Here is a 22,989-nt window from a genome sequence, read left to right on the forward strand (position 1 = left end):
CGCGACGGCGCTATGCCTGTTGACAGATGCTGCTGGCTCGTCAAACGACCACGTTCACGAGGCGGCCCGGCACCACGACAATCTTCTTGGGCGCCTTGCCTTCGCTGAATTTCGCGACCATTTCGTGCGCGGCCGCCAACTGCTCGATCGATTCGCGCGACGCGTCTTTCGACACCGTCAGCGCGCCGCGCACCTTGCCGTTCACCTGCAGCACGAGTTCGATCTCCGATTGCTCGAGCGCCTTCTCGTCGACCTTCGGCCACGGCGCGTCGAGCAGCGAGCCGAACTCGTCGGCGTAACCGAGTTCCTGCCACAACTGGAACGTGAGGTGCGGCACGACCGGATACAGCACGCGCAGCATCACACCATAAGTTTCGCGCAACACAGCAGGCTGCGCGTCCTTTGCGCTATCGAGCGCATTGAGCATTTTCATCGCGGCCGACACGACCGTGTTGTACTGCAAACGCTGGTAGTCGAAGTCAGCCTGTTTGAGCACGCTGTAGATTTCGCGACGCAGCAGTTTGTCAGCGTCCGCGAGTTGCGCGACGTCGAACTGGCCGCCCGCGCGCAGCGCCGCTTCGTTCGCGTGACCGAAGCTCCACACGCGACGCAGGAAACGGCTCGCGCCTTCCACGCCCGAGCCCGACCACTCCAGCTGCTGCTCGGGCGGTGCGGCGAACATGACGAACAGACGCGCGGTGTCCGCGCCGTGCTGATCGATCAGCGATTGCGGATCGACGCCGTTGTTCTTCGACTTCGACATTTTCTCGACGCCGCCCAGCACGACCGGCAGGCCGTCCGAATTCAGCACCGCACCAACCGGGCGGCCCTTGTCGTCGAAGGAAACGGTGACGTCGGCCGGGTTGTACCAGGTTTTCTTGCCCGTTGCGTCTTCCCGATAGTAGGTTTCGTTCAGCACCATGCCCTGCGTGAGCAGGTTTTTCGCCGGCTCGCCGAACTTGACGAGACCGAGGTCGCGCATCACTTTGGCCCAGAAGCGCGAGTACAACAGGTGCAGAATCGCGTGTTCGATGCCGCCGATGTACTGGTCCATCGGCGCCCAGTAGTCGGTGCGCTCGTCGACCATGGTCGGTGCGCCCGGCGATGCATAGCGGTAGAAGTACCACGACGAATCGACGAACGTGTCCATCGTGTCCGTCTCGCGTTTGGCTGCGCTGCCACAGGTCGGGCAGGTGCAGTTCACGAACGCTTCGGACTTCGCGAGGGGATTGCCCGTGCCGTCCGGCACGAGGTCCTCGGGAAGCACGACAGGCAAGTCTTTTTCCGGCACCGGCACGTCGCCGCACTTGGGGCAGTGGATGATCGGAATCGGCGTGCCCCAGTAACGCTGGCGCGACACGCCCCAATCACGCAGACGCCACGTGATCTGCTTGTCGCCCAGGCCCAGCGCCTTCAGGTCGGCGGCGATCGCGTCTACTGCCTGTTCATAGTTCAGGCCGTCGTACTTGCCGCTGTTGACGAGCGTACCGCCCTTCTCGCCGTACCACTCTTCCCAGGCCTGCGTCGAAAATTCCTTGCCTTCGACGGCCACCACCTGTTTGATCGGCAGGCCGTATTTCTTTGCGAACGCGAAATCGCGCTCGTCGTGCGCCGGCACGCACATCACCGCGCCTTCGCCGTAAGTCATCAGCACGTAATTGCCGATCCACACTTCGACCGGTTCCTGCGTGAGCGGATGCTTGACGAAAAAGCCGGTGCGCATGCCCTTCTTTTCCATGGTCGCGACGTCGGCTTCCGCCACGCCGCCGCGCTTGCATTCGTCGATGAACGCCTGCAGTTCCGGCTTGTCTTTCGCGAGACGCGTGGCAAGCGGATGCTCGGCCGCGATCGCGGCGAAGGTCACGCCCATGATCGTGTCGGCGCGCGTGGTGAACACACGCAACAGCTTCTGTTCGCCGTCGATTTCATACGGGAAACCGAAGTTCACGCCGAAGCTCTTGCCGATCCAGTTCTGCTGCATGATCTTCACGCGCTCTGGCCAGCCGAGGCCTTCCAGATCGTTCAGCAATTCGTCTGCGTACTGCGTGATGCGCATGTAGTACATCGGGATTTCACGCTTCTCGACGAGCGCGCCCGAGCGCCAGCCGCGACCGTCGATCACCTGCTCGTTCGCGAGCACCGTTTGATCGACCGGGTCCCAGTTGACGGTGCCGGTTTTCTTGTACGCGATGCCCTTTTCCAGCATCTTCAGGAACAACCACTGGTTCCACTTGTAGTAATCGGGGCTGCAGGTGGCGACTTCGCGCGACCAGTCGATTGCGAGGCCCATGGACTGCATCTGCTTCTTCATGTAAGCGATGTTGTCGTAGGTCCACTTTGCCGGCGGCACGTTATTAGCCATCGCGGCGTTTTCAGCCGGCATGCCGAACGCGTCCCAACCCATCGGCATCAGCACGTTGTAGCCGTTCATCCGCAGATAGCGGTACATCACGTCGTTGATCGTGTAGTTGCGCACGTGCCCCATGTGCAGCTTGCCCGACGGATACGGCAGCATCGAGACGCAGTAGAACTTGGGCTTGTCGGTGGTTTCCGATGTCTTGTACGCGTCGATGGCGCGCCATTGCCCTTGCGCGGCGGATTCGACGTCGGAGGGAACGTATTTTTCGTGCATGGTGTGATGGGATCGCTGGGTTCGGTGCTTCCGCACCGGCCGCTTGGTGCTTTTGCTGGATGAAATGGCGTCGTTTCCCGTACTGCGGGGAAAGGGCTGATTATACCGTTCGCGGACGGCTGCGCCGCGCGGCGAGCGCCCGCGCGCCTACTGCTGCGAGCCCGGTGGCGGCGGCTCGGTCACAAAGCCGATGCGCTCAAGACCGGCCTGCTGCGCGGCGCCCATGACCTGCGCGATCACCTCGTAGCGCGTATTGCGCTCGGCGTGCAGATGAATTTCGGGCTGGTCGGCCTGCTTGCCGGCTTGCGCGAAGCGCGTGCGCATCTGCTCGAGCGTGATGACGCTGCCGTCCCAGTACAGCTTGCCGGCGGCGTCGATTGAAAGAGAAATGGTTTGCGGCGTTTCGCGCGCCGGCGCCGACGCGACCTTCGGCAGGTCGAGCCGGATCGCGTGCGTGAATAAGGGCGCGGTAATGATGAAAATCACCAGCAGCACTAGCATCACGTCGATCAGCGGCGTCATGTTGATCTCGGCCATCGGTGCAGCCGTCTGCTTTTTCTCCAGTCCGCCGAACGCCATGCCGCCTCCTTATGTCGTGACGCGCGCTTAGTGCCCTATTGCGCTTATTGCCCTTAGTGAGTCGTGGCCTGCGGACCGCGCACCGGTGCTTGCGGCTGGCCCACGGGCGCGCACACGTACGCGTGCAGGTCGTGCGCGAATCCGTCGAGTTCCTCCGACAGTTGCCGCACGAGGCGCCCCAGCACGTTGTAGGCAAGCACTGCGGGAATCGCCACCACGAGGCCGAAGGCCGTCATGATGAGCGCCTCGCCGACCGGCCCGGCGACGTTCTCGATCTGCGCCTGACCGCTCGCGGCAATGCTGCCGAGCGCGTGATAAATGCCCCAAACGGTGCCGAGCAGGCCGACGAAAGGCGCCGTGCTGCCCACCGAAGCGAGCAGCACCTGGCCGAATTCGAGCCTGCGCTGCGACGCATTGAGCGCCTGACGCAACGCGCGAACCACACGCTCACTGCGCTCGACGCGCGCAAGCAGTGCGCCGGGAATATCGACTTCGGCTGCATGGAGCGCCGCTTCCGCAAGCGGCGCGAAAACGCGCTCGCGGTCGGCGCGTTTCAATTCGGCGACGCCTTCCGCGAGGGTCGGCGCCTGCCAGAAGCGCGCGACAGCGCGCGTCGCCTGACGTTTGGCCCGCACCAGCACCCAGGCCTTGACGATCAGAAAGCACCAGCTCGCAATCGACATCGCCAGCAGCACATAAGCGACACCATGCGTGATCGCGTCGCTCGTTTGCAGGTAATGGATGATGCTGCTGCCGCCTGCCATCTGATTTCGCCGGGGAAAAGTGAGTTCGTGCGGATAAGCAAGCTGTGCGCGCCGCGTTTAGCGCAGGCCGAGCACGTCTTGCATGTCGAAGAAGCCGGTCTGGTGGCCTTCGAGGAAACGCACGGCACGCAGCGCGCCCTGTGCGTACGACAGGCGGCTCGCCGATTTGTGCGTGATTTCAATGCGCTCGCCGATGCCGGCGAACAGCACCGTATGGTCGCCGACGATATCGCCGCCGCGGATCGCCGAAAATCCGATCGTGGACGGATCGCGCTCGCCGGTCACGCCTTCGCGGCTATAGACCGCGCAGTCGTCGAGATTGCGCCCGAGAGCGTTGGCGATCACTTCGCCCATCGTCAGCGCGGTGCCCGACGGCGCATCGACCTTGTGACGATGATGCGCCTCGATGATCTCGATGTCGTAGCCGGTCGCGAAATGCTTCGCGGCGTACTCGAGCAGCTTGAGCGTAACGTTCACGCCCACGCTCATATTCGACGCAAACATGATCGCGATGTTGTCCGCCGCGCCGCGCAGTTGCGCCTTCTGCTCATTGTCGAAGCCGGTCGTGCCGATCACCATTTTCACGTTGTGACGCTGCGCGGCTTCCAGATGCGTCAGCGTGCCTTCAGGGCGCGTGAAGTCGATCAGGTAGTCCGATTCCGCGAACACACGTTCAATGTCGTCAGTCAGAATCACGCCCGTCTGTTTGCCGAGAAAGGCGCCAGCGTCCTGACCGAGTTGCGGAGAACCCGGACGGTCGAGCGCGCCCGACAGCGTGGCGTCGGAATCGTTGAGAACGGTTTCGATGAGCATGCGGCCCATACGGCCCGATGCGCCAGCAATCGCAATTTTCATGGTACGAGGGTTCGAAAGACACAGCCCGGCAGAGGCGGGCAAAAGCGGCGGCGGGCAGCACGCCCTCGCACCGCGCGGGACTGGAACAGCAGAGAATCCGACGGCGCCGCGCGAAGCCCGAAGCGACTTTGGAGTGACACTCCACGGCGGGCGAATGCGCAGCGGCCGTCTTAAAACAAGGACAGCGCTATTACTGGCTCGTTCCCGAAGTGGACGGCGTGCCAACCGGCGCATTCTGCGTCGGGCCGCTGCTTTGCGAGCCCGTCGGCCCGACCGGATTGTCCTTCGACGACGGCGATTGCGGCGGCGGCGGACGGTGGAACTGGAACTGCGGCTGCCCACCGGACGTCGGGCCTTGCGGCGGGATGCCGCCGGCATTCGCGGTCGGAGCGGTTGAGCGCACCGACGACGGCGTATTACGCGACGGCGCTTGCACCGCATTCGTCGCACGATTCGCGGCTTGAGCGGCTTCAGCGTTCGCGTCGGTGGACGGCGCGGCCGCTGCGGCAGCACCTTCGACGGACGGCGGACGCGCGGTGTCGACCGTGACCGGCGCCGTGGCTACCGGCGCGCTTGCCTCGCCCGTGCTGCTCGCTACGCTCGCCGCGGCCGCCTTTTTGCCGCGCTTGTCACCGTCGATCTCAGCAAGCAGTTCGAGGTTGGACGGCAGATCTTCGCCGCCGCTCCAGCTGGCGACGCGATCGCCTGCGAAGTTGACCACGAAGTCGCGCTGCTGCACGACGCTAGTCGAGCCACGCTTGAAATAGAACACGTAGTCCCAGCGATCTGCGTGGAACATGTCGGTGAGCAGCGGCGTGCCCAGCAACTGACGCACCTGTGCGCGCGAAAGGCCCACCTGCATTTGCGCGGCGGCTTCTTTCGAAACGAAGTTGCCTTGCACAACGGTAATCCGGTACGGCGTGATGCTTTGAGCAACCCGCTGAGTGAGGCTGTCGTACGTGGAACATCCTGCAAGAATCGCGACAGCCGCAACAGCGGTCAAGGTACCCCGCATGCGGCTCCCCCGGTAGATCAGTTGAGATTTTGAAATCATTTCACTCACCGTGCGGGCCCGCTGACGAGCCGCGCGAGTTTCATTCCATCGAAGATGACCAGAACGGCAAAAACACATTACTATGAGAGCCCAGCATTGTACTCTAGGGATCCCTTGTCATGACCAATCCAACCGATCTCAAGAACATCGGGCTCAAGGCGACCCTTCCGCGCCTCAAAATCCTCGAGATTTTCCAGCACAGCCCGGTGCGTCACCTGACGGCCGAAGACGTGTACCGCAACCTCCTGCACGAGGAGCTCGATATCGGTCTTGCCACCGTCTATCGTGTGCTGACGCAATTCGAGCAGGCCGGCCTGCTCTCGCGCAGTAATTTCGAATCGGGCAAGGCTGTTTTCGAGCTGAACGAAGGGTCGCATCACGACCATCTGGTGTGCCTTGATTGCGGCCTCGTCGAAGAATTTTTCGACTCCGAAATCGAGAGTCGTCAGCAGTCCATCGCGAAGGAACGCGGCTTCAAGCTGCAGGAACACGCCCTGGCACTTTACGGCGCCTGCACTAAGGAAAACTGCCCGCATCGCAAGCATTGACGTGGTGTCGGCCGTGTCGGGGGGCGCGGTCGAACGATTAGCGATCAGCAGAAAAATGGCCCGGCCGGGTTGAATCGGCCGGGCCATTTTTTTGGTCGGGCGAACTTCTTTGCCTTAAACGCCGCGACGTCCGGCGTCTATTTCGACACTCGGCAGGCGTAAAAAAGCCGCTCCGAAGAGCGGCCTTTTTCCCAACCGCCAGCATTGCGCCGACGGCGTCCGGAAAAGCATAGAACGGCTTACTTCGCGTTGGCGAGCGCCACGGCCGTGTCCAGCATGCGGTTCGAGAAGCCCCACTCGTTGTCATACCAGCTCGACACCTTCACCAGGCGGCCCGACACCTTGGTCAGCGTTGCGTCGAACGTCGACGAAGCCGGGTTGTGGTTGAAGTCGATCGACACCAGCGGCGCGTCGTTGTAGCCGAGGATGCCTTTCAGCGCGCCTTGCGACGCTTCTTTCATGATCGAGTTGACTTCCTCGACCGTGGTGTCGCGTGCGGCGATGAACGACAGATCGACCACCGACACGTTGATGGTCGGCACGCGAATCGCGTAGCCGTCCAGCTTGCCGTTCAGTTCCGGCAGCACCAGGCCGACAGCCGACGCAGCGCCCGTCTTGGTCGGGATCTGGCTATGCGTGGCCGAGCGCGCGCGGCGCAGGTCTTCGTGGTACACGTCCGTCAGAACCTGGTCGTTCGTGTACGCGTGAATGGTCGTCATCAGGCCGTTTACGAGGCCGATCTTGTCGTTCAGCGGCTTGACGAGCGGCGCGAGGCAGTTCGTCGTGCACGATGCGTTCGAGATCACCGTGTCCGATGCCTTCAGCACGTTGTGGTTCACGCCGTAGACGATCGTTGCGTCGACGTCCTTACCGCCCGGCGCCGAAATGATGACCTTCTTCGCGCCGCCCTTGATGTGCGCGCTTGCCTTTTCCTTCGTCGTGAAAAAGCCCGTGCATTCCATCACGACGTCGACGTTCAGCTCGCCCCACGGCAGTTCAGCCGGGTTGCGGTTGGCCAGCACGCGGATCTTGTCGCCGTTCACAACCAGGTAGTCGCCGTCCACCGACACTTCGCCCGGGAACTTGCCGTGCGCGGTGTCGTATTGCGTCAGGTGAGCATTGGTCTTGGCATCGCCCAGATCGTTGATGGCGACGATTTCGATATCGTGCTTCTTGCCGTTTTCATAGAAGGCGCGCAGCGTGTTGCGGCCGATCCGGCCGTAGCCGTTGATTGCAACGCGAATCGTCATGATCTATCTCCTGATGACTAAAAAAATACGTCGATGTTCGTCTGACCGGCTGCGTTGCCGCGCGTTCGTGCTCCTGCTGCAGCCGTGCGGCAACGCTTTGATTCAGATCAGCCGAGTGCGGCTTTGGCCGTCTCTACCACGTGTTCGACGGTGAAGCCGAAATGCTTGAACAGCACGCCAGCCGGGGCCGATTCGCCGAACGTGTCGATGCCGACCACGCCGCCTTCCAGACCCACGTACTTGCGCCAGAAATCCGTCACGCCCGCTTCGATCGCGACACGGCGCACGCCTTGCGGCAGCACGCGTTCGCGGTATTCGGCATCCTGCTTGTCGAAAACCGTGGTGGACGGCATGGAGACGACGCGCGCCGCGATGCCCTCGCGCGCCAGCGGCTCGACCGCCTTGAGCGCCAGTTCGACTTCCGAACCAGTGGCCATCAGGATGATTTTGCGCGCAACGATCTCGTCGTTCCAGTCGCGCAGCACATAACCGCCCTTCTCAATGTTAGCGATCTGCGCGTCGGTGCGCTCCGAGAACTGCAGGTTCTGACGGCTGAAAATCAGGCACGACGGGCCATGGTGTTCGACCGCATGAGTCCACGCCACCGCCGTTTCGACGGTATCTGCGGGACGCCACACCTGGAGATGCGGAATCAGACGCAAGCTCGCTACGTGTTCGATCGACTGGTGAGTCGGGCCGTCTTCGCCGAGACCGATCGAGTCGTGCGTGAACACGAAAATGGACGGCGCCTTCATCAGTGCGGCAACGCGCAGCGCGTTGCGGCTGTAGTCGGAGAACGTCAGGAACGTGCCGCCGAACGCCTTGAAGCCGCCGTGCAGCGCAACGCCGTTGATCGCGGCGCTCATGCCGAACTCGCGCACGCCGTAGTTGACGTAGTTGCCCGCCGCGCGGCCTTCGCCGTTCACGCGAACCGGCTTCGCGGCCTTCCAGTTGGTCAGGTTCGAGCCGGTCAGGTCGGCCGAGCCGCCGAGCAGCTCCGGCAGCACTGCGGACAATGCCTCGATGGCCTGCTGCGATGCCTTGCGCGTCGCGACCGTTTCTGCACGCTCGTTCGCGCCGGCGATGATCGCCTTCGCCTTTTCCTTCCAGTCAGCGGGCAGTTGCTTGCCCATACGACGCGTGAATTCAGCCGCTTCTTGCGGATATTTCGCCGCATACGCCGCGAACGCCTTATCCCAGTCGGATTCGAAACGCGCGCCCGCTTCCTTCGCGTCCCACGCTGCGTAGACTTCCTGCGGAATCACAAACGGCTCCCACTTCCAGCCGATAGCCTCACGCGTCGCCGCAATTTCCTTGTCGCCGAGCGGCGCGCCGTGCGAGTCGTGGCTGCCGGCTTTGGTCGGCGCACCTTCGCCGATCACGGTCTTGCAGCAGATCAGCGTGGGTTTGTCCGATTGCTTGGCCTTTTTGATGGCGGCGTCGACTGCGTCGACGTCGTGGCCGACCACGTTCGGAATCACGTTCCAGCCGTATGCTTCAAAGCGCTTCGGCGTGTCGTCGTGGAACCAGTGCACCACTTCGCCGTCGATGGAAATGCCGTTGTCGTCGTAGAACGCGATCAGCTTGTTCAGCTTCAGCACGCCCGCGAGCGAACACGCTTCATGCGAAATGCCTTCCATCAGGCAGCCGTCGCCGACGAACACATACGTGTGGTGGTCGACGATCTTCGCGTCGGGCTTGTTGAATTCGGTGGCGAGCAGCGACTCCGCGAGTGCCATGCCGACCGCGTTCGCCAGACCCTGGCCGAGCGGGCCGGTGGTCGTTTCGACGCCCGGCGTGATGCCGTATTCCGGGTGGCCCGGCGTCTTCGAATGCATCTGGCGGAAGTTCTTCAGTTCGCTGATCGGCAGGTCGTAGCCGGTCAGGTGAAGCAGCGAGTACAGCAGCATCGAACCGTGGCCGTTCGACAGAACGAAACGGTCGCGGTCCGCCCATTGCGGGTTCTTCGGATTGTGGCGCAGATGGCGCGACCACAGGGCCACGCCGATTTCGGCCATGCCCATTGGCATGCCGGGGTGCCCGGAATTCGCTTGTTGAACGGCGTCCATGGACAGCGCGCGAATTGCGTTGGCCATCAAGGAAGTGGGTGCGGGAGACGGGGTCGTCATGTCGAGTCCGGAGACAGAGTCAGAAAGCGATGTGCGCTTGAGGCCCGGAAGCTCGGCGGCCAGTCCGCTTCGGCGCACGGTGCGGCGCCGGAAGACGCGAAACGGGCAGAGCAAACGGACAAGGCTGAAAGCGTGCCATTCTAACAGAACGTTGTGTCGCTCCCTGTGCGCAAAGCCGCATGGCGGGCGCCGCCCGGTGCCTCCAGAGATCGGCTGATTCGTTCCGCATCGTGGGGCGCGCACGAGACCGTGCGGCGCGTCGCCCTTACAATCGGGCAGCAGAAACCAACCCGTTCACACTGGGCAAACCACCTTGAGCGCTACTTTGCTGTTCCACCCGAGTCCGGACGCTGTCTACGGATTTCCGGACGCGTCGCTGATCGCACGCGTCGATTCGCCGTATCAGCGCATCGAGGTGTGGGATACGCGCCAGCTCGGCCGGATCTTCACGCTGGACGGCCGTCCCATGACGTCCACCGGCGACGAATTCATCTATCACGAGTGCATGGTGCATCCGGCGGCGTTGGCGCATCCGGCACCGAAAGCCGCGCTGGTGCTAGGCGGAGGCGACGGGGGCGCCGCGCGGCAACTGCTGGCGCATCCGGGCATTGAAAGGATCGTGGTCGCCGAACTCGACGAACAGGTGGTTCGCCTGACACGCGAACACCTGCCCGAAGTACAGGGCGGCGCATTCGACGATCCGCGCGTCGAACTCGTGATCGGCGATGCCGCGCATTTCGTGACCGCGGCCGCGCAAGCCCAGTCTGCGCAGTTCGATCTGGTCGTATTCGATCTGACGCCGCCCGACTCGCCAGCGGCCGGCCTGTACACGACCGCCTTCTACAGTCAGCTCAAGCGGGTGATGAGCACGAACGCCGTGCTGTCCGTCCATCTGGGCTCGCCCTATTTCCACGCCGAACGCATTGCCGCCCTGCTTGGCGATCTGCGCGGCGCGTTCGCGGTCGTACGCACCATGAACACGTATGTCCCGCTATACGGCTCGTTGTGGATGATGGCGACCGCCAGCGACACGCTCGATCCTGCCGCGCTGACGGCGGATATCGTGGCCGAGCGCCTCGCCATGCGAGGAATCGACGCACGGAAGCACTACAGCCCTGCCGCGCATGCCGGACTCTTTACGGCATCGCCGTCGGTGCAAGATAAACTAGGTCAATTCTTAAAGCCGTCACACTGACGCACGGGCAAAATGCACGGCTTCGCCGGAGTGCGCTATCTCTTTGCCGATGCGCAATCCGTTGCCGGACGCCCGGCATGCGCCCAATAACCCTAGATCTGGAGAACCCCATGACCGCCTCCCGCCCAGCCGGTGTGCCCTGGTTGACCCCCTATCTGACGGTACGGGACGCGCGAGCCGCGACTGCCTTTTACACCGCGGCATTCGGCTTCGAATTGCGGGACAGCGTGCAGGACGACGGCATCGTCATGCATGTCGAAATGACCTATCAAGGTCAGTTGATCGTGATGTTCGCGCCAGAAGGCGCGTTCGGCTCCACCGCAAAAACACCCCGCAGCGCGGGCGCGATCGCGCCGCAATCATTCTATGTCTACGTCGACGATGTCGACACGGTTTACGCCCGGGCGCTTGCCGCCGGCGCCAAATCGTTGAGCGAGCCACAGGACCAGTTCTGGGGCGACCGCTTCGCCCAGGTCGAGGATCTGGACGGCTACCGTTGGGCGCTCGCTCGCCACCTTTCGTGAACTAATGAGTATTTTTCTGATGCCTCGCTTCTTCGTCGGTACGCCTCTTTCGCCCGACGACATCATGCAACTTCCCGATGACGTCGTACGGCACGTCCTCGTGCTGCGCTTGCAGACCGGTGACTCCATTGTGCTTTTCAACGGTGAGGGCGGCGAATACAGCGCCGAACTCGTCGCAATCGAACGCCGCACGGTCACCGTGAAGGTCGGCGAATTCCGCAACATCGAAGTCGAGCCGCCGTATCGGCTCACGCTCGCTCAGGGCATAGCAAGCGGCGACAAGATGGACTGGCTGATCGAGAAGGCCGTCGAACTCGGCGCGTCGAGCTTCGTGCCGTTGACCACCACGCGCAGCGTCGTGCGTCTGAACGGCGATCGTGCGCTTCGGCGGCATGCGCACTGGGAAGGTATTGTGCGGGCGTCGTGTGAGCAATGCGGACGCAACCGCCTGCCGACAGTCATGCCGGTACGGGAAATCGCCACCTGGCTCGCCGCAATGCCGCGCGTTCCCGCAGAAGACGAACTGCGCATTCTGTTGTCGCCACGCGCGAGCATCCATTTTTCAGCGCTTCCGACGATTCCGCCGAAGGGGCCCGTCACCGTGCTGGTCGGCCCCGAAGGCGGCTTTTCCGCCGCGGAAGAAGCCGCCGCGACGGACCACGGATTTCAGGCGGTCGGGCTCGGACCGCGCGTGTTGCGCACCGAGACCGCTGGCATGGCGGTTCTGTCCGCACTCGCGGCTGCGTGGGGCGGCTGGTGAGGTGGTGATTTCGTTGGCGCCTGAGCCCCTAGGCAGCCGCAACGGCAGCGATCGAAGCCGACGGCGGCGCACGCAATAGGAGCGCCAATGGCGCCACCCAGTGCCACTGACGCTAAGCGCAAGCCCGATCCGCCAAAAGCAAAGGCCCGCCAGTTGGCGGGCCTTTGCGATTCCGGCTGTGGCCGAACTGAGAAGCTCGGCTCAAAGCATTCAGGCGAACGAATAAAAGACGCGGAACGCAACCTTGCGCTCGGCCCAGAATTCGGCCGCTTCGCGAAACACGTCGAGCAGCGTCTCTCGCCCTTCCTTGTCGAATTTCTGCGCGACGGGCAATTGCTCGAGCACGATTACAAAGCCAGGCTGGGCACCGGCCTTATGGACCAAGTCGGTTAGGCAATCGTAGAGCGCGTCATAATTCTTGCCGAAATGTTTCGGAAACAGGAACGATGTAGCGATGGTTTCCAGGACTTCCTGCTTGGATTGCGCGTTTGCGCAATACGCGTAGAGAAAGTGCTGTCCGAGTCGATTCGCCTCGTCGGCGAGATCCTGAACGCGAAACGCGCGGATCGACTGTACGATGTTCGGTCGTACGGTCTTGAAAAGACTCATGGGCTCCTCGTTCGATGAAACCACACTGTCAGCTTCGCTCCGGTTCTCACGGCCCTGCTCGCCGGCGCGCATCTTCATGACGCGCTGGAAAAGATTGCCGTCGCCGGCCGCGAAAAGATCCGTCGCGACTCCGGTGTCGTGCGCGTAGACGTTGTCGCTCATGCCGTTCATCCCGATGTCATTCAACAATACGATTAAAACTGGTGTAATGGTCGTCCGAGTAGTAACAATTGTCGGTGCGCTTCAGCGGACCTCCGCAGACGATGCGACGCGCCCCGCGATTACGTGAACGAGGCGTGGGAACGGTGTATTCGTGGTAAAAGCCGCGCCGGTTGGGCGGTAGCAACCGTTCGCGGTTGCCGAACACGACGCCGTCCTTTTCATACGGGTAAGGCCCGCCAGCGGCAATCAAGTTCAATGTATTGACCGCCTCGCGGGGCAACTGCGCCGCCGCAATGGTGCCTTGGCCCTGTGCATTCGTGCCGGTGGGTGCCGGGTAATTGCGCGCGATGGCGTGAGGCACGGGGCCGCAGAAAACGCACAGCGCAATAGCACTGATCAGCACGCCCTTGATGCGCTGCCATCTGCGTGCCATTACCAAGTTTCCCGGCTGTTAGATCACGAGTTTTACGACCATGAAAGTCGTAAGGGTATCGCTAATGGTCCCCGGAATCAACGTTCGCCGGAGTCGCAAAATGATCCGATTCGACGCGAAAGCCCCACCAGCAGTGCTTTGACGACTTTTGACACAAAATTTATCCAAGGCGCGCTAACATTAGCTCAACCAAGCAAAAGACGTAGCAACACCGGCTTTTCCACGCGGAATGCCGGGCGCTGAATTCTTGCAAGGAAGTCTGTTGTTTGCCGTTTTGGGCGGCTATCCCCTGTTCGCCCTAAGGCGTGCCCATTGCGGGCACGCCTTTTTTTTTCGTTGGACGAGGCCGGCAGGAGCCGCCGGCAAGCTTCTCCGCCAACCACGCCGGCGGAAGCCGGCGCCGGTCAGCGTGGACGGAGCATCAACGGGCCGCGATCACATCCGCAACCAGCAACGCCGTCATGTTGACGATGCGTCGAACCGTCGCGGAGGCCGTCAGCACGTGCACCGGCTGCGCCGCGCCCAGCAGCATCGGGCCAATGGCGATGTTGTTGCCCGCCGCCGTCTTCAGCAGGTTGTACGAGATGTTGGCGGCGTCGATGTTCGGCAGCACCAGCAGGTTGGCATCGCCTTCGAGCGTCGAGTCGGGCAGCACTTCGCGGCGCAAATTGGCGTCGAGCGCGACGTCGCCGTGCATTTCGCCGTCAACCTGCAATTCGGGCGCGCGTTCTTGCAGGATCGCGAGCGTATCGCGCATTTTCTGGGCGGTCGGCGCATTGCTCGAACCGAAGTTCGAGTGTGACACCAGCGCGACCTTCGGCTCGATACCGAAACGGCGCACTTCCTCGGCGGCCATGATCGTGATCTCGGCCAGCTGCTCCGGCGTCGGGTCCACGTTCACGTGCGTATCGACCAGGAAAATCTGGCGATTCGGCAGCACCAGCGCGTTCATCGCGGCATAGACGGCGCAACCTTCGCGCTTGCCGATCACCTGGTCGATAAAGTGCAGATGGCGGTGCGTCGTGCTGATCGTGCCGCAAATCATGCCGTCCGCCTCGCCTTTTCTGACCAGCATCGCGCCGATCAGCGTGGTGCGGCGGCGCATTTCGAGCTTGGCCATCTGCGCGGTGATGCCCTTGCGGGACATCATCTTGTAATACTCCTGCCAGAAGTCGCGATAACGCTCGTCATGGTCCGTATTGACGACCGTGTAATCCTGACCTGCGACGAGACGCAGACCGTAGCGCGCAATGCGCTGCTCGATCACGGCCGGACGGCCAATCAGGATCGGCTTAGCCAGCTTTTCGTCGACGATGATCTGCATGGCGCGCAACACGCGCTCTTCTTCGCCTTCCGCGAACACAATGCGCTTCTTCTCCGGCTCGACGCCGCGCGCCAGCTGGAAGATCGGCTTCATCGTCGTGCCGCTGTGATACACGAACTGCTGCAGATGCTGCTCGTAGGCATCCATGTCCTCGATCGGACGCTCGGCGACACCCGAATCCATCGCGGCCTTCGCCACTGCCGGCGCGACCTTGACGATCAGACGCGGGTCGAACGGCTTCGGAATCAGGTATTCCGGACCGAACGAGAGGTCCTGAATGCCGTAAGCCGTCGCGACGATGTCGCTCTGCTCCTGGCGCGCCAGTTCGGCAATCGCATTGACCGCGGCGATTTCCATTTCCCGCGTGACCGTGGTCGCGCCCGCGTCCAGCGCGCCGCGGAACAGGAACGGGAACACCAGCACGTTGTTCACCTGGTTCGGGTAGTCGGTGCGGCCCGTGCACAGCACGGCGTCCGGACGCACTTCGAGCGCCAGTTCCGGCAGGATTTCCGGCGTCGGGTTAGCAAGCGCCAGAATCAGCGGCCGTTCCGCCATCTGCTTGACCATCTCCTGCTTGAGCACGCCGCCCGCCGACAGGCCCAGGAACACGTCCGCGCCGCCAATTGCCTCTGCGAGCGTGCGGGCCTCGGTGTCACGCGCGAAGCGTTCCTTGTCCGGGTCCATCAGTTCGACGCGGCCCTTGTAGACCACGCCGGCCAGATCGGTGACCGTGATGTTTTCGAGCGGCAGCCCGATATCGACGAGCAGGTCCAGACAGGCCAGCGCCGCCGCGCCCGCGCCGGAGGAGACCAGCTTGACGTCCTTGATGTCCTTGCCGACAACCTTCAAACCGTTCGTGATCGCCGCCGCGACGACAATCGCCGTGCCGTGCTGATCGTCGTGGAAGACCGGAATCTTCATGCGCTTGCGACATTCGCGCTCGACGATGAAGCAGTCCGGCGCCTTGATGTCTTCGAGATTGATACCGCCAAACGTCGGCTCGAGCGCCGCGATCACGTCGACGAGCTTGTGCGGATCGGACTCGTTCAACTCGATATCGAACACGTCGATGCCGGCGAACTTTTTGAACAGCACCGCCTTACCTTCCATGACCGGCTTGGATGCGAGCGGGCCGATATTGCCCAGGCCGAGCACCGCCGTGCCGTTCGTCACGACGCCGACCAGGTTGCTGCGCGCCGTGAAGCGCGCGGCATTCAGCGGGTTCTCGACGATTTCTTCACACGCGAACGCGACACCTGGCGAGTACGCCAGCGCGAGATCGCGCTGGTTGATCATCTGCTTGGTGGGGGCGATCGCGATCTTCCCGGGGGTCGGGAATTCGTGGTAATCGAGGGCGGCTTCGCGGAGTTTGCTATTGACGGGAGTCGACATAAGGCGGGCTTCGAAGTGCGGATTAGAATAGATGTTCGACGGCATTGTAGCCCCAATTGCCGGCTCGATTCCTTCAATACGGGTACAACTGCCGAGACTGAAACGTAGCGAAAGGCGGTCGTCCCTTCACTTTTCCTCACAATGCTTTCAGAGTTCTCGCTGATTGAACGTTTCTTTGCGCGCCGCGCGGCGGGCAAGGCGTCGGCGGCCCCGACCGGTTCGCTAGGCATCGGCGACGACTGCGCGCTGCTCGCGCCACCCGCGGGCGAAATGCTGGCGATTTCGACAGACATGCTGGTGGAAGGCCGCCACTTCTTCGCGGATGTCGATCCGGAGGCGCTCGGACACAAGGCGCTCGCCGTCAATCTGTCGGACCTCGCCGCGATGGGCGCGCAACCGCAGGCGTTCACGCTCGCGTTCTCCTTGCCCAAGGCCGATGAAACGTGGCTCGCCGCATTTAGCGAAGGACTGTTCGCGCTCGCCGAGCGTCATGGCTGTGCGCTGATCGGCGGCGATACGACCGGCGGCCCGCTGAACCTGTGCATCACCGTGTTCGGCAGCGTGCCGCCGCAAGCCGCACTGCGCCGCGACGCCGCTCGAGCGGGCGACGACATCTGGGTGTCGGGCACGCTCGGCGACGCGCGTGCAGGCCTCGGCATCCAGCGCGGCGAGTGGACCGCCGATGCCGGCGACGCCACGGCGTTTCGCCGCGCGCTCGAACGCCCGGAGCCGCGCATCGCGCTCGGGTTGGCGTTGCGCGGCGTCGCCCATGCGGCGCTGGATATTTCGGATGGGCTCGCCGGCGACCTCAAGCACATTCTCGATCGATCGAATATGCAGGCCACCGTCGACGCCGACGCGGTGCCGCGTTCGTCCGCACTGCGCAGGCTGCCGCTCGGAACGCAGCGGCGCTGCACGCTCGCGGGCGGCGACGACTACGAGTTGTGCTTCACCGCGCCGCCGGCCGCGCGCGACGCCGTTCAGGCCGCCGGCCACAGGGCGGGCGTGCCCGTCACGCGCATCGGTACAATAAGCGCTCTCCAAACGGCGGACGACCGCCCGGCGATCGACTGGCGCGACTCTGCCGGCGCGCCGCTCTCCCTGACGTTGCAAGGCTTCGACCACTTTCATGCAGACTGATCGCCCGCTCACGCCCGCCGACAATCTTGTCGGCGGCCAGCCGCCCAAGCCGCAACGCCCTCAGCCGCGCCGCGCGACCGCGCGCTTCATGTTGTCGCACCCGCTGCACATTCTGTCGCTTGGTTTCGGCAGCGGCTTGTCGCCGATCGCGCCCGGCACGATCGGCACGTTGTTCGCGTGGGCCTCGTTTGCCGTGTTCAGCCGCTATCTGACCGTGATCGAGTGGGGCGTGCTGATCGTCGTCGGCTTCGTGGGCGGCATTGCGATTTGCGGCTTTACCGCCAGGAAGCTCGGCACTGACGACCCATCGCCGGTCGTGTGGGACGAAATCGTCGCCTTCTGGCTCGTGCTGCTGATGGTCACGCCAGTCACGCTGACAGGCCAGTTCTGGGCGTTCATCGTGTTCCGCTTTTTCGACATGGTGAAGCCGCCGCCCATCAGCTATTTCGATCGCCGGCTGAAAGGCGGCTTCGGCATCATGTTCGACGACCTCGTTGCCGCGTTTTTCACCTTGCTCGTGATTGCGCTCTGGCGCATGTCCGTTTAACCGCTCCGCCCCGTTCCGGATTGACGCCATGCCTACCGATTCCGTCGTTCACCAGCTCGCGATCCGCGTGAGCAACCGCCTGCGCGACGAGCGCCTGATGCTTGTCACCGCCGAGTCGTGCACGGGCGGCATGGTCGCGACCGCGATCACCGACATCTCAGGCAGCAGCGGCTGGTTCGAGCGCGGCTTCGTCACGTATTCGAATCAGGCCAAGAGCGAAATGATCGGCGTGCCCGCGGACATGATCGACAAGTACGGCGCGGTCAGCGAGCAAGTGGCGCGCGCGATGGCGGAAGGCGCGCTGCGCAACAGCCGCGCCCAGGTTTCGTTGTCGATCACGGGCGTCGCCGGCCCGGGCGGCGGCACGGAGACCAAGCCGGTCGGCATGGTGTCGTTCGGCTGGAGCAACCGGCTGCACACATCGGTCGAAACGAAGATTTTCAAAGGCGACCGCGAACAGATTCGCGTGCAGGCCGCGGCGCACGCGCTGCGCGGCGTGCTCGCGCTGCTCGACGAACGCGAACATTGAGTTTCATTGAAGGCGGGAACCCGATGCGCGATTCGCACGCAGCCAGAGACGAACTGATCCACCGATTCGATCTGAAGCCGCATCCAGAAGGCGGATTTTTCAGCGAGACCTACCGGTCGGCGGAGCGCGTGAGCCGCGCGGGCGGCTCGGCCGAGACGCGTTCGGCGTCGACGGCGATCTACTACCTGTTATGCGGCGGCGCGCATTCGGCGTGGCACCGGATCAAGTCCGACGAGGTCTGGCATTTCTATGCAGGCGAACCGCTGCATGTCCACGTGCTGGACGAGTCCGGCGTCCTCGTTACACATCGGCTCGGCAACGCGTTGACTCATCGCGACACCGTGTTCCAGGCGGTGGTGCCCGCCGGTTTGTGGTTCGCCGCCGAATGTGCAGACCCGGCGACGTTCGCGCTCGTGGGCTGCACGGTGGCGCCCGGTTTCGAGTTCAGTGAATTCGAGCTTGCGGATGTGGATGCGTTGAAAGCGCAATACCCGCAGCATGCCGCGCACATCGAGCGGCTCGGGCCGGCCGCGGACTAAGCCGGCCCCCTTCACCAACTCACTACGTGATTCAACGGAATGCGTTGATCCGGTCGCGCGTCTCCATGGCGGCCTTCGCTGCCGCTTGAGCGAAATCCTCGCCCTTGCCTGCATAGATGATCGCGCGCGAGGAGTTGATCAGCATGCCCGTGCCGTTGGCGGTGCGGCCCGCGCTCACGGTCGCCTGCACGTCACCGCCCTGCGCGCCGATGCCCGGAATCAGTAGCGGCATATCGCCGACAATTCCGCGCACCGCTTCGATTTCCTTCGGGAAAGTCGCGCCGACCACCAGAGCCAGCTGGCCGCTCGCATTCCACTTTTCCGCCGCCAGTTGCGCGACGACTTGATACAGCGGACGCCCCCCCGTTTCCAGGAATTGCAGGTCAGAGCCGCCCGCGTTCGACGTGCGGCACAGTACGATCACGCCTTTGCCTTCATGCTGCAAATACGGCTCGATCGAATCGAAGCCCATGTACGGATTCACCGTCACCGCGTCCGCTTGATAGCGTTCGAACGCCTCCCGCGCGTATTGCTCCGCAGTGCTGCCAATGTCGCCGCGCTTCGCGTCGAGAATGACCGGCAAGCCCGGATGATGTGCGTGGATGTGCGCGATCAGCTGCTCAAGCTGGTCTTCCGCGCGATGCGCCGCGAAATAGGCGATTTGCGGCTTGAACGACGACGCATACGGTGCAGTCGCGTCGACGATCTCGCGGCAGAAGTCGAAGATCGCGTCAGCGCGGCCGGCAAGCGCGCCCGGAAACTTGCTGGGCTCCGGATCGAGGCCGACGCACAGCAGCGAGTTCGTGCGCTGCCACGCGTCGTTGAGTGTCTGGATGAAGTTGGACATGGTGAGTCTCGCGGCGAGCCGGTAGTCGGAAGAGGCGCGTATTTTACCTGTCCGGCGTGGGCGGGCGGCGCGGCTCCCTTCGCTTCACTCGCTTCACTCTTCTGACTCCGTTCAGCGCGAGCCCTTCGAGGCGCCGCGAGTCACCAGACCGCGCTCTACTGCCGACGCCGCGATCCTCGCGCGCCCGGCATCGAACGCAAACCGGTACGTTCAACGGTAAAGCGGAACGTCCGCACGAGTTGCTCGCCACACCCAAGCAGCGTCATGCCGTTTTCGCATGCGCCGCCGGCAAGATTCATCGCGTTGATCGGATGATCGACGGGCTCGAAGCAGAAGAAATCCTCGCCAGGAGGCGTGTACAGCACGTAGTAATCGGTGTCGGCGGCAATGTTCAGCGACAGCCGGCGCTTGGGCCACACCACGGCCGCCTGCCCGCTCCACCCAGTGAATGCATGATTGACGATGGTTTCCGGCAGCGGATAAGCGACGCCGAACTGCCACGCCGGCGGCGCCTGAACGTGGCGGACCGGCAGCCAGTCATCGCCGGCGAGCCATAGACCGCCTGCCGCAGCCGACAGTTCCGTGTCGGCGTCGCGCACGAAAAACGGATGCACGCCGAGCCCGAAAGGCAACGCCTCGCGGCCCGCGTTCTCGATTTCGAGCGTGATGACGAGCGACGGGCCGTCCAGCTTGTAGGTCTGCGCCGCGCGAAACGCGTAGGGCTTGCCGTCACGGCGATCGAGCGTGAGCCGCACGTTCTCCCGGTCTGAATCGACGACATGCCACGCCGACTGCCAGCCGTCGCCGTGAATCGGAAACGGCTCGTCCGCGCGATTGCACGCCACGTCGACACGCCGCCCAGCGAAATTGAAATGCCCGCCGCCGATACGGTTCGAATAGGGCAGCAGCGGATAACAGGCGAGTTCGTTCGGTTGCGTGTCGGCGGCGACATGGCGGCAGCGACGAAAAATCGGCGTGAGCGCGCCGTCGTCGCGCCAGTCGAAGCGCGTGATTCCGCCACCCAGCGTCGGCGCAACGTCGAGACGCAAATGTGCATTGGCGAGCGTAATGCACGCGACGTCGCCGGCCGAGGTCTCACCGACCGCTACCGCCGACGTGCTCGGCCCCGGCAACACCGGATTGGCCGCCGCCGCGAGTCGCGAGCGCCGGCTCTGAGCGCTTTGTGATGTTTGGGACGAGGCGGAAACAGGATTCGCAACAGTCATATCTGCTCCTTCGAGAGGCTGGGACGTTGCCGTCGTGGCTGACGGGTGCTGTCGGGCGATTTTCTTGAACAGGTCGCCTCTGGTCCGAACTGCTTGCTGCCGTGTTGCGCGGAATGCTCGGTTGTTGCTGGTTGCTGTCAAGCACGGCTCGTCACTGCAGCCGCGCGTTTTCGTTACTGAATCAACCGCGAAGCAGCGTCATTCTGCGCTACGCTGGCGCGCCCTGGAACACCGGCTCCGGCAAACCGCGCCGCGCAGGTGTCGCGACGAACACGCCGCCCGCCCGCGAATCGCCGGCAAGCGCCGCTGCGTCGAGACCGACGCGCGCACTCGTGATGTACAGCGTGCCCAGTTGCGCGCCGCCGAGCGCAACGCAACTCGGCTGCGCCGTGGGCACTTCCACGCGCTCCGTTTCGACGCCGTCCGCGCCGTAACGCACGACGCGTCTGCCACCCCACTGCGCGTTCCACAAGCCGCCGTCGCGATCGACAGTCGAGCCGTCGGGTTCGCCAGTGGCGTCTGCGAGGCGCACGAAAAGCCGGTCGTTGGCAACGCCGCCGTCCGCACGATAGTCGCACGCGCGGATCTCACGTGTGGGCGAGTCGCAGTAATACATCGTCGCGCCGTCGGGACTGAACGCGACGCTGTTGGAAATGGCCGGCGCGGGCAGCGGCAGACGCTCCAGCGACAGGTCGTGATTGAGCCGGTAGAACCCGCCGATCGCCTGCAACGGCGAACCTTCGTCTTTCGTGCCGAACACAAAACGCCCCTGACGATCACAGCGGCCGTCGTTCACCCTCGTATTCATACCCGCTTCCACATCGACGATGTGCCGCGTCTGTCCCGTCGCAATGTCGAAGAAGGCGAGCTGCGAGGCAAGGCCGAGCAACAGGTAATGCGGATCGGCACACAGCGCAAAGGTGGCGAGACGTTCGGGCATCGGCCAGAAAGTGCTGCGGCCGTCGCTCGGGTCGTAGCGCCACAAACGCGCACCTTCGATATCCGTCCAGTAGAAGCGGCCGGTTCTCGCGCACCATGTCGCGCCTTCGCCCAACGTGCACTTGGTGTCGAGCAGCAGCGCCGCGCTTTTTGTAAATTGCGCACCGGCGTGCGGGCGCGCGCTTGCCGTCATGCCCAGCCTCCGTCCACGACGATGTCCTGCGCAGTGATCATTCTGCTGTCGTCGGCGGCGAGGAAAAGCGCCATACGGGCGAGGTCGTCCGGCATGAGTTCTGCGTAGATGCACTGCCCTTCCTTGATCGCGCGGCGACCGGCATCGTCGAGCCACAGGCGCTTCTGCTTTTCCGTCATCACCCAGCCCGGCACCAGCGTGTTCACGCGAATGTTGAAGTGCCCCAGGTCGCGTGCAAGACCGCGGGTCAAACCCTGCACCGCCGATTTCGACATCACGTACACCGGATAACCGCCGTTCTTCAACATCCAGCTAATCGAGCCGAGATTGATGATCGAACCGCTGTTCGCGGCTTTCATGTCTTCCATCACCGCCTGCGCGGCAAAGAACTGGTGACGGATGTTCACCGCGATGCCAGCGTCGAAAGATTCGCGCGTGACTTCGCCGATCGTGTGACGCTTGTCGTTCGCTGCATTATTCACGAGCGCCTGGATCGGGCCGAGGGCAGCTTTCACGTCGGCGATCGCTTTTTGCAGCGCGTCGACGTCGGTCAGATCGCAGGGCAGGAAAAGCGGCTTATGCTTCGAGTCGCCGAGTTCGTCCGCCAGCGCTTCGCCCGCGGTTGCGTCGATATCGAAGAACGCAACGCGCGCGCCCTGCGCCGCGAAATGCTCGACAAACGATGCGCCGATACCGGTCGCGCCGCCCGTAATCAACACCGTGCGGTCGACAAGACTAGGGTAGCGCGCGAATGCGCTGTTCGCGAGACGCTCGTTTGCATTGGCCGGAGACGACATCGTTCGATTCCTTTTAGAGCGA

General features: G+C 63.4%; 22 protein-coding genes. 8 read left to right on the plus strand and 14 right to left on the minus strand.

The features are described from left to right. Window positions 1–40 precede the first annotated feature (40 nt). The 5 genes from leuS to OH764_RS14615 form a co-directional block, all read right to left on the minus strand. Window positions 41–2,632: a leucine--tRNA ligase gene (leuS, locus tag OH764_RS14595; RefSeq protein WP_498847266.1), complete on the minus strand. Its 2,592-nt coding sequence runs from the start codon at window positions 2,630–2,632 to the stop codon at window positions 41–43. A 147-nt stretch (window positions 2,633–2,779) separates the two neighbouring features. Then, window positions 2,780–3,211, minus strand: coding sequence for an ExbD/TolR family protein (locus OH764_RS14600; RefSeq protein WP_498847267.1), 432 nt, complete (start codon window positions 3,209–3,211; stop codon window positions 2,780–2,782). Between the two features lie 53 nt (window positions 3,212–3,264). Beyond that, window positions 3,265–3,975, minus strand: coding sequence for a MotA/TolQ/ExbB proton channel family protein (locus tag OH764_RS14605; protein WP_498847268.1), 711 nt, complete (start codon window positions 3,973–3,975; stop codon window positions 3,265–3,267). A 57-nt stretch (window positions 3,976–4,032) separates the two neighbouring features. After that, window positions 4,033–4,830: a 4-hydroxy-tetrahydrodipicolinate reductase gene (gene dapB / locus OH764_RS14610; protein ID WP_498847269.1), complete on the minus strand. Its 798-nt coding sequence runs from the start codon at window positions 4,828–4,830 to the stop codon at window positions 4,033–4,035. A gap of 190 nt (window positions 4,831–5,020) precedes the next feature. Next, the gene (locus OH764_RS14615; RefSeq protein WP_498848833.1) at window positions 5,021–5,845 is read right to left on the minus strand and encodes an outer membrane protein assembly factor BamE; all 825 of its coding nucleotides are present in this window, start codon (window positions 5,843–5,845) and stop codon (window positions 5,021–5,023) included. 158 nt (window positions 5,846–6,003) lie between these two features. Here OH764_RS14615 and fur point away from each other — a divergent pair, with 158 nt between their 5' ends. Next, window positions 6,004–6,432, plus strand: coding sequence for a ferric iron uptake transcriptional regulator (gene fur / locus OH764_RS14620; protein WP_012434340.1), 429 nt, complete (start codon window positions 6,004–6,006; stop codon window positions 6,430–6,432). 239 nt (window positions 6,433–6,671) lie between these two features. On the opposite strand, the gene gap is transcribed toward fur, so the two are convergent. Next, the gene (gene gap / locus OH764_RS14625) at window positions 6,672–7,682 is read right to left on the minus strand and encodes a type I glyceraldehyde-3-phosphate dehydrogenase (RefSeq protein ID WP_020071297.1); all 1,011 of its coding nucleotides are present in this window, start codon (window positions 7,680–7,682) and stop codon (window positions 6,672–6,674) included. 107 nt (window positions 7,683–7,789) lie between these two features. Beyond that, a complete protein-coding gene (tkt, locus tag OH764_RS14630) occupies window positions 7,790–9,811 on the minus strand; it encodes a transketolase family protein (protein WP_498847270.1) in 2,022 nt (673 codons plus the stop codon). Window positions 9,812–10,124: 313 nt separating this feature from the next. Here tkt and speE point away from each other — a divergent pair, with 313 nt between their 5' ends. The 3 genes from speE to OH764_RS14645 all read left to right on the plus strand — a co-directional run bounded on the left by speE (window position 10,125) and on the right by OH764_RS14645 (window position 12,290). After that, window positions 10,125–11,006, plus strand: coding sequence for a spermidine synthase (gene speE, locus OH764_RS14635; protein WP_498847271.1), 882 nt, complete (start codon window positions 10,125–10,127; stop codon window positions 11,004–11,006). A gap of 110 nt (window positions 11,007–11,116) precedes the next feature. Beyond that, window positions 11,117–11,530 (plus strand): VOC family protein, encoded by a 414-nt coding sequence (locus OH764_RS14640; protein ID WP_498847272.1) that lies wholly within the window; start codon window positions 11,117–11,119, stop codon window positions 11,528–11,530. A 19-nt stretch (window positions 11,531–11,549) separates the two neighbouring features. Then, complete coding sequence (locus OH764_RS14645; RefSeq protein WP_310067349.1) at window positions 11,550–12,290, plus strand: 16S rRNA (uracil(1498)-N(3))-methyltransferase; 741 nt, start codon at window positions 11,550–11,552, stop codon at window positions 12,288–12,290. 210 nt (window positions 12,291–12,500) lie between these two features. Here the strand turns inward: OH764_RS14645 and OH764_RS14650 are convergent, their stop codons facing one another. From OH764_RS14650 to OH764_RS14660, 3 genes are all read right to left on the minus strand, one after another. Next, window positions 12,501–13,070 carry a barstar family protein gene (locus OH764_RS14650; protein ID WP_020071292.1) on the minus strand — a complete coding sequence of 190 codons (570 nt, stop codon included), beginning with the start codon at window positions 13,068–13,070 and terminating at the stop codon, window positions 12,501–12,503. 7 nt (window positions 13,071–13,077) lie between these two features. Beyond that, window positions 13,078–13,494 carry a ribonuclease gene (locus tag OH764_RS14655; protein ID WP_498848834.1) on the minus strand — a complete coding sequence of 139 codons (417 nt, stop codon included), beginning with the start codon at window positions 13,492–13,494 and terminating at the stop codon, window positions 13,078–13,080. Between the two features lie 421 nt (window positions 13,495–13,915). Further along, window positions 13,916–16,255, minus strand: a complete 2,340-nt coding sequence (locus OH764_RS14660; protein ID WP_498847273.1) for an NADP-dependent malic enzyme — start codon at window positions 16,253–16,255, stop codon at window positions 13,916–13,918. A 96-nt stretch (window positions 16,256–16,351) separates the two neighbouring features. On the opposite strand from OH764_RS14660, the gene thiL reads away from it, so the two are divergent. Genes thiL through OH764_RS14680 form a run of 4 tightly spaced genes read left to right on the plus strand, consistent with a single transcriptional unit; the run spans window position 16,352 to window position 18,965 of the window. After that, entirely contained in the window at window positions 16,352–17,350 is a 999-nt protein-coding gene (thiL, locus tag OH764_RS14665) for a thiamine-monophosphate kinase (RefSeq protein ID WP_498847274.1), read from the plus strand. Then, a complete protein-coding gene (locus tag OH764_RS14670; protein WP_498847275.1) occupies window positions 17,340–17,897 on the plus strand; it encodes a phosphatidylglycerophosphatase A family protein in 558 nt (185 codons plus the stop codon). The genes thiL and OH764_RS14670 overlap by 11 nt, the downstream gene beginning before the upstream one ends. Window positions 17,898–17,925: 28 nt before the next feature. Further along, on the plus strand, window positions 17,926–18,426 hold the full coding sequence (locus OH764_RS14675) for a CinA family protein (RefSeq protein ID WP_088175741.1): 501 nt from the start codon (window positions 17,926–17,928) through the stop codon (window positions 18,424–18,426). 23 nt (window positions 18,427–18,449) lie between these two features. Continuing rightward, the gene (locus OH764_RS14680; protein ID WP_498847276.1) at window positions 18,450–18,965 is read left to right on the plus strand and encodes a cupin domain-containing protein; all 516 of its coding nucleotides are present in this window, start codon (window positions 18,450–18,452) and stop codon (window positions 18,963–18,965) included. A gap of 31 nt (window positions 18,966–18,996) precedes the next feature. Here the strand turns inward: OH764_RS14680 and pyrF are convergent, their stop codons facing one another. The 4 genes from pyrF to OH764_RS14700 all read right to left on the minus strand — a co-directional run bounded on the left by pyrF (window position 18,997) and on the right by OH764_RS14700 (window position 22,967). Continuing rightward, a complete protein-coding gene (gene pyrF, locus OH764_RS14685; RefSeq protein WP_408174643.1) occupies window positions 18,997–19,812 on the minus strand; it encodes an orotidine-5'-phosphate decarboxylase in 816 nt (271 codons plus the stop codon). 155 nt (window positions 19,813–19,967) lie between these two features. After that, window positions 19,968–21,038: an aldose 1-epimerase gene (locus OH764_RS14690; RefSeq protein WP_027779677.1), complete on the minus strand. Its 1,071-nt coding sequence runs from the start codon at window positions 21,036–21,038 to the stop codon at window positions 19,968–19,970. Between the two features lie 208 nt (window positions 21,039–21,246). Beyond that, on the minus strand, window positions 21,247–22,170 hold the full coding sequence (locus OH764_RS14695; RefSeq protein ID WP_498847277.1) for an SMP-30/gluconolactonase/LRE family protein: 924 nt from the start codon (window positions 22,168–22,170) through the stop codon (window positions 21,247–21,249). Beyond that, a complete protein-coding gene (locus OH764_RS14700) occupies window positions 22,167–22,967 on the minus strand; it encodes an SDR family NAD(P)-dependent oxidoreductase (RefSeq protein ID WP_498847278.1) in 801 nt (266 codons plus the stop codon). Before OH764_RS14700 ends, OH764_RS14695 begins: the two co-directional genes overlap by 4 nt. Between the last annotated feature and the right edge of the window lie 22 nt (window positions 22,968–22,989).

This window comes from Burkholderia sp. M6-3 (genome assembly GCF_050858985.1).
Lineage (GTDB): Bacteria > Pseudomonadota > Gammaproteobacteria > Burkholderiales > Burkholderiaceae > Paraburkholderia > Paraburkholderia caledonica.